General features: G+C 63.6%; 12 protein-coding genes. 10 read left to right on the plus strand and 2 right to left on the minus strand.

Annotated elements, in window-relative coordinates; all coding sequences use genetic code 11:
* Nucleotides 1–44: 44 nt before the first annotated feature.
* On the plus strand, nucleotides 45–758 hold the full coding sequence (locus C1896_18790) for a bifunctional lytic transglycosylase/amino acid ABC transporter substrate-binding protein (GenBank protein AZZ47737.1): 714 nt from the start codon (nucleotides 45–47) through the stop codon (nucleotides 756–758).
* A gap of 89 nt (nucleotides 759–847) precedes the next feature.
* On the opposite strand, the gene hrpB is transcribed toward C1896_18790, so the two are convergent.
* The gene (hrpB, locus tag C1896_18795; GenBank protein ID AZZ46779.1) at nucleotides 848–3,379 is read right to left on the minus strand and encodes an ATP-dependent helicase HrpB; all 2,532 of its coding nucleotides are present in this window, start codon (nucleotides 3,377–3,379) and stop codon (nucleotides 848–850) included.
* 177 nt (nucleotides 3,380–3,556) lie between these two features.
* Between hrpB and C1896_18800 the strand changes: the two genes are divergently transcribed.
* The 5 genes from C1896_18800 to C1896_18820 all read left to right on the plus strand — a co-directional run bounded on the left by C1896_18800 (nucleotide 3,557) and on the right by C1896_18820 (nucleotide 6,589).
* Entirely contained in the window at nucleotides 3,557–3,973 is a 417-nt protein-coding gene (locus C1896_18800; GenBank protein ID AZZ46780.1) for a polyribonucleotide nucleotidyltransferase, read from the plus strand.
* Complete coding sequence (gene fieF / locus C1896_18805; protein AZZ46781.1) at nucleotides 3,973–4,905, plus strand: divalent metal cation transporter FieF; 933 nt, start codon at nucleotides 3,973–3,975, stop codon at nucleotides 4,903–4,905. Before C1896_18800 ends, fieF begins: the two co-directional genes overlap by 1 nt.
* Nucleotides 4,906–5,210: 305 nt before the next feature.
* A complete protein-coding gene (locus C1896_18810; GenBank protein AZZ46782.1) occupies nucleotides 5,211–5,690 on the plus strand; it encodes an Lrp/AsnC family transcriptional regulator in 480 nt (159 codons plus the stop codon).
* A 126-nt stretch (nucleotides 5,691–5,816) separates the two neighbouring features.
* Nucleotides 5,817–6,209 carry a globin gene (locus C1896_18815; GenBank protein ID AZZ46783.1) on the plus strand — a complete coding sequence of 131 codons (393 nt, stop codon included), beginning with the start codon at nucleotides 5,817–5,819 and terminating at the stop codon, nucleotides 6,207–6,209.
* Nucleotides 6,210–6,370: 161 nt separating this feature from the next.
* Nucleotides 6,371–6,589 (plus strand): DUF2788 domain-containing protein, encoded by a 219-nt coding sequence (locus tag C1896_18820; protein AZZ46784.1) that lies wholly within the window; start codon nucleotides 6,371–6,373, stop codon nucleotides 6,587–6,589.
* A gap of 40 nt (nucleotides 6,590–6,629) precedes the next feature.
* Here C1896_18820 and C1896_18825 read toward each other — a convergent pair whose 3' ends face one another.
* Nucleotides 6,630–7,259: a pseudouridine synthase gene (locus C1896_18825; GenBank protein AZZ46785.1), complete on the minus strand. Its 630-nt coding sequence runs from the start codon at nucleotides 7,257–7,259 to the stop codon at nucleotides 6,630–6,632.
* A gap of 337 nt (nucleotides 7,260–7,596) precedes the next feature.
* Here C1896_18825 and urtA point away from each other — a divergent pair, with 337 nt between their 5' ends.
* From urtA to urtD, 4 genes are all read left to right on the plus strand, one after another.
* On the plus strand, nucleotides 7,597–8,865 hold the full coding sequence (gene urtA / locus C1896_18830) for an urea ABC transporter substrate-binding protein (protein ID AZZ46786.1): 1,269 nt from the start codon (nucleotides 7,597–7,599) through the stop codon (nucleotides 8,863–8,865).
* A 248-nt stretch (nucleotides 8,866–9,113) separates the two neighbouring features.
* Nucleotides 9,114–10,685: an urea ABC transporter permease subunit UrtB gene (urtB, locus tag C1896_18835; GenBank protein AZZ46787.1), complete on the plus strand. Its 1,572-nt coding sequence runs from the start codon at nucleotides 9,114–9,116 to the stop codon at nucleotides 10,683–10,685.
* Between the two features lie 163 nt (nucleotides 10,686–10,848).
* Nucleotides 10,849–11,928 (plus strand): urea ABC transporter permease subunit UrtC, encoded by a 1,080-nt coding sequence (gene urtC, locus C1896_18840; GenBank protein AZZ46788.1) that lies wholly within the window; start codon nucleotides 10,849–10,851, stop codon nucleotides 11,926–11,928.
* Nucleotides 11,925–12,770, plus strand: coding sequence for an urea ABC transporter ATP-binding protein UrtD (urtD, locus tag C1896_18845; protein ID AZZ46789.1), 846 nt, complete (start codon nucleotides 11,925–11,927; stop codon nucleotides 12,768–12,770). The genes urtC and urtD overlap by 4 nt, the downstream gene beginning before the upstream one ends.
* Nucleotides 12,771–12,788 lie beyond the last annotated feature (18 nt).

A 12,788-nucleotide genomic window follows, 5' to 3' on the forward strand; every position in this document is an offset into this window, starting at 1 on the left:
ACAAGGGGCAGTGAATTACCTTGAAGCGATTATTCTGGATACCGATTGCAGCGGCTCTGGCGGGGCCCTGCGTTGCCTCGTCCGAGGCGCCGAGAACCCTGACCGTCGGTTACTACGATTTTCCCCCAGCCATCTACAGCGATGCCCAAGGGCGCCCCAACGGCCCCCTGGTCGATCTCACTCGGCGCGTACTCGCCCACGCAGGTTTTCAGGCGCAATTCCGCGGTCTGCCGAGTGCGCGGTTGTACGCGGCCCTGCAGAACGGCACTGTCGATATCTGGCCCGGCGCGCCGGGCAAACCTGAGCTGCAAGCCGACACGCTGGAGGGCCGGGAAACCCTCGCCCAAATCAGCCTCAACCTCTATCACCGGCCCGACACCCCACGCCCGACCATGCCCAGCAGCCTGCGCAAACGCGGCGTCATCATCATTGGCGGCTACAACTACTGGCCACAGGTGAACCAGATGCTGCACGACCCGCAGCTGCAGATTCGCCTACACCGGACGGCCACCCATACCTCAGCATTGGAGATGTTGAAACACCGCCGTGCGGACTACCTGCTCGACTACGAGGTTCCGGTGAGCCAGGCCCTGAATCGCCTCGGCATGGAGGCGCTTCCGCATGTGGAGCTGCATAAGGTCGCCATTCGCTTCATCGTGTCCCGCCACACTGAAGACAGCCAGGCGGTCGTCGATTCGTTGGACCGAGCCTATGCCGAGATGGCCGCGGCCGGAGAAGACCTGAGTTTGCCTGAGTAGCCGCACGCGCATATGGGTGCTGACAGGCCTCAGAGATGATCAGCCTAGGTGCGCCCTCCTTGTGAAAGGGGCGGCTTGCAGCCGTGCCCTCAGGTGCCGCGCGGCTTGGCGCGCGCGGTGGGCTCTGCTACCAGCGGGTCATCGGGCCAATAATGTTTCGGATATCGGCCTTTCAGGTCTTTCTTCACTTCCAGGTAGGTGTTGGCCCAGAAACTGGCCAAGTCCTGGGTCACTTGCACCGGTCGGCGCGCGGGTGACAGCAGATGCAGCTTCACCACCTGCCGGCCACCGGCGATGCGTGGCGTATCGGCCAGCCCGAACAGCTCCTGCAGGCGCACCGCCAGTACCGGCGGTGATTCGTTGTAGTCGAGCCGCACCCGCGACCCCGAAGGCACGGCGATGGTGACCGGTGCCAGTTCGTCGAGGCGCTGGGGTAATGGCCAGGGCAACAGGGTCGCTAGCATGCTTTGCAGATCAAGCTGGGCGAAGTGAGCCAACCGCGACACCTTGCCCAGATAGGGCAATAGCCAGTCCTCCAGCCGAGCCAACAACGCATCATCGCTGACATCAGGCCACTCGCTGGTATCGCCAGTGGCCTGATCGAGCGCTCTGAGCAGGCTGATACGCGCCTGCCACTGGCGCAGCTCCGGGGTCCAGGGCAGCAGCTCCAGTCCCTTGCGGCGCACCAGCCCAAGCAGCGCACAACCTCGCGCGTCGTCATCCAACCCCGGCAAGGGCTCGCGGCTGAGTATCAGCTCACCGACCCGCCGCTGCCGCTCGGCTCGCAGCACGCCTTCACGTTCATCCCATTCCAGCTCGTCGCGTTGGCTGACCTGCTCAGCCAGTTCCTCATCGAACAAGCTTGGGTCCAACGCAGCGGCGCGGTAGATGCGTTCCTCGCGCTGGCCCTGGCGGCTGCCCAGTTCGGCAATCACCAGCCAGGGTTCTTTCATCAAGGCATCCGGTTCGCCGAATACTGCGGCGCGACCGTTGGCCAAGCGGTATTCGCCACCGCCGTCACGTCGCTGACGAGCGATCCGGTCCGGATAGGCGAACGCCAGCAGCGCGCCCACCCAGCGGTGGTCGGTGGGGTCCGTCGGCGCCGCGCTCGAAGAGCCGCGCAGCAAACCACGAAACTGGCGAGACAGCTGCCGCACTCGCTGCGCACCGGCATGCCGGCCGGCGCTGCCGTCGAGCAACCCGAGACGCGTGGAGATATCCGCTCCGCCGCCGCGCTGGCCGCCGGATTGAATGTCCCGCTCGACCAGAAGCGCGGCAAGATCTGCGGCCAGGGGCGCGAGCCCCAGCGCCTGGCCGCGCAACAAGAGATGGGCGATACGCGGGTGCGCGGGCAACTCGGCCATGGCCTGGCCGTGAGCGGTCAATTGCCAACCGCCACGGGCGTTGCGGCTGAGCGCGCCGAGGCGCTGCAGCAGGTCCTGTGCCTGGGCGTATGCCGCAGCAGGAGGCTTGTCCAGCCAAGCCAGTTCGTCCGGCTCGACGCCCCAGCGCGCCAGCTGCAAGGCCACACCGGCGAGATCGGCCTGGAGGATTTCCGCGTCGCCATAGGCCGCCAGCTGCGCGTGCTGATCTTCCGACCACAGCCGATAGCACGCGCCGGGCTCCAATCGCCCCGCACGGCCAGCCCGCTGGGTGGCCGAGGCACGGGAGATGCGCCGGGTTTCCAGCCGGGTCATACCGCTGCCCGGGTCGAACCGCGGCACCCGCGCCAACCCGGCATCGACCACCACGCGCACGCCTTCGATGGTCAGGCTGGTCTCGGCGATGTTGGTCGCCAGCACCACCTTGCGCTTGCCGGCCGGCGCCGGTTCGATGGCTGCGCGCTGGGCAGCCAGCTCCAGTTCGCCGTGCAGCGGGCAGAGCATCACTTCGCCCCGATCCGCCAGCTGCTCGGCCAGCATCTCGTTCACTCGGCGAATCTCGGCCTGCCCAGGCAGAAACACCAGCACGCTGCCGGTTTCCTCCCCGAGCGCCTGCAACACCGTCTGAACCACCCGCGGCTCGATGCGCTCGCCCGCCTGAAATGGCCGGCCCCAACGCTGCGCAACCGGGTACATGCGCCCTTCGCTACGCACCACCGGCGCGTCATCCAACAGGCTCGACAGACGGGCCCCTTCAAGGGTGGCGGACATAAGCAGCAGCTTGAGCGGCTCATCGCGCAGCAGCACGCGAGCGTTCAGGGTCAGCGCCAGGGCCAGATCGGCATCCAGGCTGCGCTCGTGGAACTCGTCGAAGATCACCAGCCCGACACCTTCAAGCGTCGGATCATCCTGCAAGCGGCGCGCAAGGATGCCTTCGGTCACCACTTCGATACGGGTGTTCGGCCCAACCTTGCTTTCGAGCCGGATCCGATAGCCCACGGTATCGCCGACCTTCTCGCCCAGCTCGCTGGCCAGTCGCTCGGCCGCCGCGCGGGCAGCGAGGCGGCGTGGTTCGAGCATCAGGATCGATTGCCCGGCGAGCCACGGCTCATCCAGCAACGCCAGCGGCACACGGGTGGTCTTGCCGGCACCGGGCGGTGCTTCGAGCACCGCTTCATCACGGGTTAGCAGGGCCTGGCGCAGCGCCGGCAAGGCTTCATCGATGGGCAGGGCAATCATGGAGACTCCGTTTTCTGGGCCGCGATTATAGCGAGCACGGGCCTCGGCGCAGCGGCAAACAGCGTTATGCCCCAGGTGAAGTCACGATGCCGAACAGAGCGGGCAGCGGGAGTGTCTGATATCGAGAAAACATCACGCAGCCCTTGTATAGTTGCGCCACTTTTCCCGGAGGTCCTTATGCGTACTCGTTCCCGTGTCATCGGCGGCGTGCTGGCCGTCTCCCTGTTCACCCAGCTGACCGCCTGCGGCACGCTGTTCTACCCCGACCGCCGTGGCCAGATCGATGGCAAGATCGACCCGGCAATCGCAGTAGCCAATGCCGTCGGCCTGCTCTTCTATCTCATTCCTGGCTTGATCGCCTTTGGTATCGACTTCGCCACCGGCGCGATCTATCTGCCTGACAGCAACTACTCCATGGCCCCGGAAAAACTGCAGGAAGCCATTGGCGCGGACGGCGTCATCGATCAGGCCAAGCTCAAGGCCATCATCGAAACTGAAACCGGCCGTAGCTTGCCGCTGGATGACCCGCGTCTCATCCAACACAACGGCAGCGTCGAGCAGCTGGCCGCCTTCGGACTGCGTCCGGCCGCCTGATGCAGCACACCCGCGAGCGCAAAGGAGTCAGCGCCGAGCACGCAAGGCTGATGCGCCGGGCCACACACCTGGCGCTGGCCGTGGCACTGACGCTTGCTGCCAGCAAGGCGCTGGCCTGGTGGCTGAGCGGCTCGGTCAGCCTGCTGGCCGGGCTTACCGACTCGCTATTGGACGGAGCCGCCTCGCTGCTCAACTTGTTGGCCGTGCACTACTCGCTGCGCCCCGCCGACGACGACCATCGCTACGGTCATGGCAAGGCCGAAGCCCTGGCCGGGCTCGGCCAGGGTGCCTTCATTTCCGTGAGTGCGATTCTGGTCTGCGTTCAGGGTGTGGACCGCATGCTGCACCCGCAGCCGCTGGGTGCGCCGACATTGGGCATCGTCGTGATGCTGCTGTCGTTGGCGCTGACCGTGGCGCTGTTGATGTACCAACGGCATGTGGTGCGTGAAACCGGCTCCACGGCGATTCGCGCGGACTCGTTGCACTACCGCTCCGACCTGCTGCTCAACGCAAGCATCCTCGTTGCCCTCGTATTGGCCGGCTACGGCTGGGAGCGTCTGGACGCCGTCTTCGGCATCGCCATTGCGGTGTATATCTTCTGGAGTGCGCTGAGCATCGTGCGAGAGGCAGGCGCCGTGCTCATGGATACGGAGCTTGCACCGGAGATCAGCGAACACATGCATCAGCTGGCATGCGACGTGCCCGGCGTGGTGGGCTGCCACGACCTGCGTACCCGTGTTTCGGGCACCCGCTGGTTCGTGCAAATGCACCTTGAGTTACCGGGCGAGCTGCCACTGATCGAGGCGCATGCGCTGTGCGACGCGGTCGAAACGGCGATCCACGGCCAGTATCCTCGGGCTGAAGTCCTGGTGCATGCCGACCCGCTCGAGGTGGTGAAGCCTCGCCCGCCGGAACCAACCGAACGCCCATAAAAAAAGACCACGTGGCGAGACGTGGTCTTTTTTCAATACTGCTCTGAATTCGCTAGTCGCTTGTGACGACGTCTTCGGCAGCGCCTTGTGAGCGGTGCGGGCCCGGACCGATAGCCTCGGTAAGGTATGCGGTTGGCGCGGCGGGGTAAGTACCGCGTCAGTTTTGCCGGGGGCTGAAGTTGGATAAAGCTTACGCCCCGCCCACCGACAGATGATTGCGAAAATTGCTCATATTCATGCCAGTTGCGCAATCATTGCGCACAGATGCATAGTTATGCGCAACCCAATCCCGCAGGCAACCAAACATGAGCAAACTAGACCGTTACGACCTGCGCATTCTGCAGGAACTGCAGCACGATGCGCGCATTTCCAATCAGGATCTGGCCGAGCGTATCGGGCTGTCGCCCTCGCCCTGCTCACGACGCGTCAAGCAGCTCGAGGACGACGGCTACATCGCCCGCCAGGTCGCACTGCTGGACCGCAAGAAGCTCGGCCTGACCCTGACCGCCTATGTACTGATCGGCATGGACCGACACACACCGGAGCGCTTCGAGCACTTCGAAGGGGTGATCGGCAAATGCCCGGAAGTGCTCGAGTGCAGCCTGGTGACCGGGATGGATGCCGACTACCAGCTCAAGGTTGTGGTGCCGGATATGGAGCACTATCAGGCCTTCCTGCTGGGCACCCTGACCCGTATCGAAGGGGTGTCGAGCGTGCGCTCCAGCTTCGTCTTGCGGCAGGTGTCATCGAGTACCGAGCTGCCGCTGGAGCATTTGCGAGGCTGAGACGCCGCTCACACTTGCAAACCACACAGCTAGAAGGGCTATTGCCTATAATCCGCGCCCTTCTGCTCCGCCGGCCAGGTAATTCAGGGCAGCGCAGCGATCAGCCTTTGTGCAAGGGAAATGCCCATGAAAGACACCAACCGCGTCATGCAGAGCTACGGTCGCTGCTGCGCGAGTGCCGCCTTCTTCGACGAGTTCTATGCCACCTTCCTTGCCAGCTCCCCAGCGGTGCGGGACAAGTTCGTCAAAACCGACATGGTGGCGCAGAAACAACTGCTGCGCGCCGGCATTCTCAACCTGGTCATGTTCGCCCGCGGCATGCCGGATACCAAGCTCCAGGCGTTGGGCAAGAGCCATTCACGTGCCCATCTCGACATCCGCCCCGAGCTCTATGACCTCTGGATAGCCGCCCTGCTCAAGACCATCAGGCAGCATGATCGGCAGCTGGAACAGCTGGATCTTGAAGCCTGGCAAGTGGTGCTCAACAAGGGCATCGACGTGATCAAATCCCACTACTAACAGCCGTACCAAAGCTCGAAACAGAGCCTCTCGCTCGAACCCCTGAAGCTCATAATCGTCCAACGCCTAAGGGAGCTGAGCACGCTCCACGGGCGTATACTGCGCCGTTTTCTCGCCCGGCCAGCCCGGGCGCATTCTTCGATGTCAGTCAGGAGTAACGTGTGGAGCCTGAAGTATTTGAGAAGTGGATGATGATCGTCCTGGTCGGCGGCCTGATGGCGTTCATGGCCTTCATCATCTGGGACTTGGCCAAGAAGTCGAAAGCCGGTCGCCTCGGCACGGCCGTTCTGTTTCTGGGCCTGGGGTTGTGCCTGTTCGCATTTCTCGCCAAGCCGATCATTGGCTACGTGATCGAAGTGACGCAGGGCATTCCGCACTGATCTGCTGAAGTCGTTTGAACAGGGCACAGCGGCCGGTGCTTCACAAATGCGCCGGCACCTGCCGCCATTCGCCCGGCTGCAAATCGTCCAGCGACCAGGGCCCGATCCTGACCCGTACCAGCCGCAGCGTCGGTAAGCCGACCGCAGCCGTCATCCGCCGTACCTGACGATTGCGACCCTCCCGAATCACCAGTTCCAGCCAGCAGGTCGGCACACTCTTGCGAAAACGCACCGGTGGATTGCGCGGCCAGAGTTCGGGCTCGTCGAGCTGCCGGGCTTCGGCCGGCAAGGTCATGCCATCGTTGAGTTCAACGCCGTCGCGCAGCCGCTGCAGCTGCTCGGGAGTCACCTCGCCTTCCACCTGAATCCAATACGTCTTCGGCAGCTTGTGCTTGGGATCAGCAATACGCGCCTGCAATTGCCCGTCGTTGGTCAGCAGCAAAAGGCCTTCGCTGTCGCGATCCAGGCGGCCAGCAGGATACACACCCGGCACCGGCACAAAGTCCTTGAGTGTGGCGCGGCCATCGGCATCGTTGAACTGAGTGAGCACGTCGAAGGGTTTGTTCAGCAGCAGCAGACGTGGCTCGGCCGGCGGCGCCTTGGCCACACGACGAGGTTGTGATCGCGCCGCTGCAGGGCGCGGTGGACGGGGACGAGAGGTGCGAGGCATGGCGGAGCCTTTGATGGCAGGCCGGCCATGCTAGGGCGGGCGTTGCTGACCAGCAAGGGGCAGTGAAAGCCAGCGTTATTACAGGCACCGAACCGGCTGAAACACCGCTGCGGTCGATCAGCACCACAAAGGCGCATGGCGTGCGCCATAACCTCACCAAGCGCACCGTTATCGGACAATGCCGCGTCCATGCCCCGCCATGGCGCATTTCATGATTGACCGCAAAACGCCGGAACAGAAGGCTTACAGGCGAATTGGCACGGATGCTGCGATAGGGCTCTACGTCCCCAAGGACCAACCCCACAGTTGCGCATGGACAGCCAAGGAGCCGCCCACAATGAAACGCCGTCCCCTACTGAAGTCCACCCTCGCCGCCAGTGCCCTCATGCTCAGCGGTCTGTTCCCGTTCACCCTGCAGGCGGCCGAGACCATCAAGGTCGGCATCCTGCATTCGCTGTCCGGCACCATGGCCATTTCGGAAACATCTCTGAAAGACATGGCGCTGATGACCATCGACGAGATCAACGCCAAGGGCGGCGTGCTCGGCAAGCAGCTCGAGCCGGTGGTAGTCGACCCTGCGTCCAACTGGCCGCTGTTCGCTGAAAAAGCCCGTCAACTGCTCACCCAGGACAAGGTCGCCGTGACCTTCGGCTGCTGGACTTCTGTGTCGCGTAAATCTGTGCTGCCCGTCTTCGAAGAGCTCGACGGCCTGCTGTTCTATCCGGTCCAGTACGAAGGTGAAGAGCTGTCGCCGAACGTCTTCTACACCGGCGCCGCGCCAAACCAGCAGGCCATCCCGGCCGTTGAATACCTGATGAGCGAAGACGGCGGCAGCGCCGAGCGCTTCTTCCTGCTGGGCACCGACTACGTCTACCCGCGCACCACCAACAAGATCCTGCGCGCCTTCCTGATCAGCAAGGGCGTGCCGGAATCCAGCATCGAAGAGGTCTACACCCCCTTCGGTCACAGCGATTACCAAACCATCGTCGCCAACATCAAGAAGTTCTCTGCCGGCGGCAAGACGGCGGTGGTGTCGACCATCAACGGCGACTCCAACGTGCCGTTCTACAAGGAGCTGGCCAACCAGGGCCTGGAAGCCACTGACGTTCCGGTCGTCGCGTTCTCGGTCGGTGAAGAAGAGCTGCGCGGTATCGACACAAAACCGCTGGTCGGTCACCTGGCCGCCTGGAACTACTTCCAGTCGGTGGAAAACCCTGTGAACGACAAGTTCGTCAGCCAATGGAAGGCCTACGCCAAGGAAAAAGGCCTGCCCGGCGCTGACAAGGCCGTGACCAACGACCCGATGGAAGCCACCTACGTCGGCATCCACATGTGGGCGCAGGCGGTCGAAAAAGCGGGAACTACCGACGTCAAACCGGTGGTCCAGGCACTCGCAGGCCAGACCTTCAAAGCACCGAGCGGCTACACCCTGACCATGGACGAGAAGAACCACCACCTGCACAAGCCGGTGATGATCGGCGAAGTTCAGGATGACGGACAGTTCTCGGTAGTCTGGGAAACCGAAAGCCCGGTCCGCGCACAGCCGTGGAGCCCGTACATCCCCGGTAACGACAAGAAGCCGGACTACGCGGTGAAGTCGAACTAAGCGAAGCGTCAATCGCATCGCATCGCCTGCGTAGGGTGGGCTTCAGCCCACCAGTGAATGCGCAGGTGGGCTGAAGCGGAACGCCGCCCGCCCCTACGAGACGGTAACGGTGGATGGATGAAGCGCCATCCACCCTACAACCGCTCAACTCATAGGTTGGATCGGGACGCGGAGTCGACGCTTTTCATCCACCTGTCGACCATCACAAGCTCCACGAAGAGAGCTACGGGTCCCTGGGGAACACACGAATGAACACTGCCCTGTACCGATTTCTCCTGCTGCTTCTGCTGGCGCTGCCCTACGCAGCCCAGGCCGGAGACGCAGCCGATTACGCCAAAGCGAGCCCGGCAAAACAGGCCAAGCTGCTGGAGAGCTGGGCCATTGCCCCCGCTCCGGAGCGGCTGCCACTGATCGAAGCGCTACGCGCCAGCCGCGTGGTGATCGACAAGAACAAGACCCCTTTCACTGAGGAAAACGGTGATTACCGCGCCCTCGAAGGCGACGCCGAACCCGTCGGCACGCCTAAGAAACTGCGCCTGAACAACCGCCTGCGCGGGTTGCTAAATAGAGCATTAGCCAGCCACCAGCTGTTCTCCGACGACCCGGCCGAACGCCTCGCGGCGGCCAAACGCCTGCAACGCAGCGGACAACCGGAGCAGCTGCCACTCCTGCAGCAGCGCCTCGAAGCCGAAGATGACCCGGCCGTGCGCGAAGCCCTGACCCTGACCCTGGCGAACCTGCAATTGAGCGCTAAGGATCCAGCCGTGCGCCTGGCTGCAGTGCGCCTGCTCGGCGAAACCGGCGCACCGCTGGCGCGCGTGCGGCTGGAAAACCTGCTGGCGGATGAGGCGGAAACCGACGCCGCCGTTCGCAAGGCGGCGGAGACCAGCCTCGCTCAGGTCAAGCGCAAGCTGCTGATCGGCGAACTGCTGGGCCAGGCCTTCAGCGGCTTGTCGCTGGGCTCGATCCTGTTGCTCGCTGCGCTGGGCCTGGCGATCACCTTCGGCCTGCTCGGGGTGATCAACATGGCCCATGGCGAGATGCTGATGCTCGGCGCCTACACCACCTACATGGTGCAGGTGCTGATGGCGCGGCTCGCGCCAGACGCCCTCGCCTTCTACCCGCTAGTGGCGCTGCCGGTGGCCTTCTTCGTCACCGCCACCATTGGCATGGCGCTTGAACGCACGGTGATCCGCCATCTTTACGGCCGTCCACTGGAAACTCTGCTGGCCACCTGGGGCATCAGCCTGATCCTGATCCAGCTGGTGCGGGTGCTGTTCGGCGCGCAGAACGTCGAGGTCGCCAACCCCGGCTGGCTGTCCGGCGGGCTGCAGGTGCTGCCGAACCTTGTACTGCCCTACAACCGCATGGTGATCATCGGCTTCGCGCTGTTCGTGGTGCTGCTGACCTGGTTGCTGCTGAACAAGACCCGCCTGGGCCTGAACGTGCGTGCCGTGACGCAGAACCGCAACATGGCCGCCTGCTGTGGCGTGCCCACCGGCCGTATCGACATGATGGCCTTCGGTCTTGGTTCCGGCATCGCCGGGCTCGGTGGTGTGGCGCTGAGCCAGATCGGTAACGTCGGCCCGGACCTCGGACAGGGCTACATCATCGACTCGTTCCTCGTCGTGGTGCTCGGCGGCGTCGGACAGCTGGCTGGCAGCATCTTTGCCGCCTTCGGCCTCGGTATCGCCAACAAGATCCTCGAACCACAGATCGGCGCCGTGCTGGGCAAGATCCTCATCCTCGCGCTGATCATTCTGTTCATCCAGAAACGTCCGCAGGGGTTGTTTGCGCTGAAAGGGAGGGTGATCGATTGAAGACCTATTTCCCCTCCCTCGCCGGAACGATGAGGGAAGCCCAGTCCTTGCTCGCGATCAATGTGCTAACTAGCAAACCCGCAGGATCGCCAGCAAGCTGGCTCCTACAGGTCAGCCTACGAATCGGCATTTCCGCCATCCATCCTCGGCAGGACGGCCACGTATGAACCAGCCACTCACCCTCACAGCTACACAAAAAGCCGGACCGAAACTCACTGCCGTCGCACTCGGCCTCGTGCTCGTCACCCTTCTGGCCATGCCGCTACTACACCTTCTACCGCCAGACAATGCCTTCCATGTCTCGGCCTACACCCTGACGTTGGTCGGCAAGATCCTTTGCTACGCCGTCGTTGCACTGGCGCTGGACCTGGTCTGGGGCTACGCGGGGCTGCTGTCCCTCGGCCACGGCCTGTTCTTTGCCCTCGGCGGTTACGCCATGGGCATGTACCTGATGCGCGAAAGCGCCGGCGACGGGCTGCCTGCGTTCATGAGCTTTCTCGCCTGGACCGAGCTGCCCTGGTACTGGTACGGCACCTCCAGCTTCCTCTGGGCGATGTGCCTGGTGGTGCTGGCGCCCGGCCTGCTGGCCTTCGTATTCGGCTTCTTCGCCTTCCGTTCGCGGATCAAGGGTGTGTATTTCTCGATCATGACCCAGGCGCTAACGTTCGCCGGCATGCTGCTGTTCTTCCGCAACGAAACCGGCTTCGGCGGCAACAACGGGTTCACCGGCTTCACCCGTATCCTCGGCTTCGACATCACCGCACCGGGCACCCGCGCCGCGCTCTTCCTGGCCACTGTGGCGTTGCTGGCCGGCAGCCTGCTGCTGGGTTGGAAACTAGCGCGCAGCAAGTTCGGTCGAGTACTCACCGCGCTGCGCGATGCGGAAAACCGCCTGATGTTCTGCGGCTACGATCCCCGCGGCTACAAGCTGTTCATCTGGACGCTGTCCGCCGTGCTCTGCGGCCTGGCCGGCGCGCTCTACGTGCCGCAGGTCGGCATCATCAACCCCAGCGAAATGGCCCCAACGCAATCCATCGAAGCCGCCGTCTGGGTCGCTCTCGGCGGGCGCGGCACGCTGATCGGCCCGCTGCTCGGCGCCGGCATCGTCAACGGCATGAAGAGCTGGTTCACCGTGGCCTTCCCGGAGTACTGGCTGTTCGCCCTTGGCGCGCTGTTCATCGTCGTCACCCTGTACCTGCCGAAAGGCGTCATCGGATTGCTGCGCCGGAGGGGCGAACAATGAAAACCGCACCCGTACCCGAACTGATCGACCCGGTGGACGCCAGCGGCAGCGGCCGCGACGCCATTGGTCTCGGCCGAGCGAAGAGCGCCGGGCTCGACGCCCGCCACGGCACCATCCTCAGCCTCGAGGACATCAACGTCAGCTTCGACGGTTTCAAGGCGCTGACAAACCTCAGCCTGTACATCGGCGTGGGAGAACTGCGCTGCATCATCGGCCCCAACGGCGCCGGCAAAACCACCATGATGGACGTCATCACCGGCAAGACCCGCCCCGACAGCGGCACTGCGTTCTTTGGCGACACCCTCGACCTGACACGTATGAGCGAATTCGAGATTGCGCAATCCGGCATCGGCCGCAAGTTCCAGAAGCCGACGGTGTTTGAAGCGCTTTCCGTATTCGAAAACCTGGAGCTGGCGCAGAAGACCGACAAGTCGGTGTGGGCCAGCCTGAGAGCCAAGCTCAACGGCGAGCAGCGCGACCGCATTGACGAAGTGCTGAGCACTATTCGCCTCGACACCTCTCGCAATCGGCCCGCCGGCCTGCTGTCCCACGGCCAGAAACAGTTCCTCGAGATCGGCATGCTGCTGATGCAGGACCCGCAACTGCTGCTGCTCGACGAGCCGGTCGCCGGCATGACCGACGCCGAAACCGAGTTCACTGCCGAACTGTTCAAGAGCCTAGCGCGCAAGCACTCGTTGATGGTGGTCGAGCACGACATGGGCTTCGTCGACACCATCGCCGACCACGTCACCGTGCTGCACCAGGGCCAGGTCCTGGCCGAGGGCTCGTTGCAAGCCGTGCAAAACGATGAGCGAGTGATCGAGGTTTATCTGGGGCGGTGATTGATTCGGAGGATGGAT

This window comes from Pseudomonadaceae bacterium SI-3 (assembly GCA_004010935.1).
In the GTDB taxonomy this organism is placed as follows: Bacteria; Pseudomonadota; Gammaproteobacteria; order Pseudomonadales; family Pseudomonadaceae; genus Stutzerimonas.

Excerpts from the sequence above, each read along its gene's own strand:
- hrpB (AZZ46779.1), bottom strand. The coding sequence starts at position 3,379 with ATGATTGCCCTGCCCATCGATGAAGCCTTGCCGGCGCTGCGCCAGGCC.
- urtC (AZZ46788.1), top strand. The coding sequence starts at position 10,849 with ATGAACCAGCCACTCACCCTCACAGCTACACAAAAAGCCGGACCGAAA.
- urtA (AZZ46786.1), top strand. The coding sequence starts at position 7,597 with ATGAAACGCCGTCCCCTACTGAAGTCCACCCTCGCCGCCAGTGCCCTC.
- fieF (AZZ46781.1), top strand. The coding sequence starts at position 3,973 with ATGCAGCACACCCGCGAGCGCAAAGGAGTCAGCGCCGAGCACGCAAGG.
- urtB (AZZ46787.1), top strand. The coding sequence starts at position 9,114 with ATGAACACTGCCCTGTACCGATTTCTCCTGCTGCTTCTGCTGGCGCTG.
- C1896_18815 (AZZ46783.1), top strand. The coding sequence starts at position 5,817 with ATGAAAGACACCAACCGCGTCATGCAGAGCTACGGTCGCTGCTGCGCG.
- C1896_18800 (AZZ46780.1), top strand. The coding sequence starts at position 3,557 with ATGCGTACTCGTTCCCGTGTCATCGGCGGCGTGCTGGCCGTCTCCCTG.
- urtD (AZZ46789.1), top strand. The coding sequence starts at position 11,925 with ATGAAAACCGCACCCGTACCCGAACTGATCGACCCGGTGGACGCCAGC.
- C1896_18825 (AZZ46785.1), bottom strand. The coding sequence starts at position 7,259 with ATGCCTCGCACCTCTCGTCCCCGTCCACCGCGCCCTGCAGCGGCGCGA.
- C1896_18810 (AZZ46782.1), top strand. The coding sequence starts at position 5,211 with ATGAGCAAACTAGACCGTTACGACCTGCGCATTCTGCAGGAACTGCAG.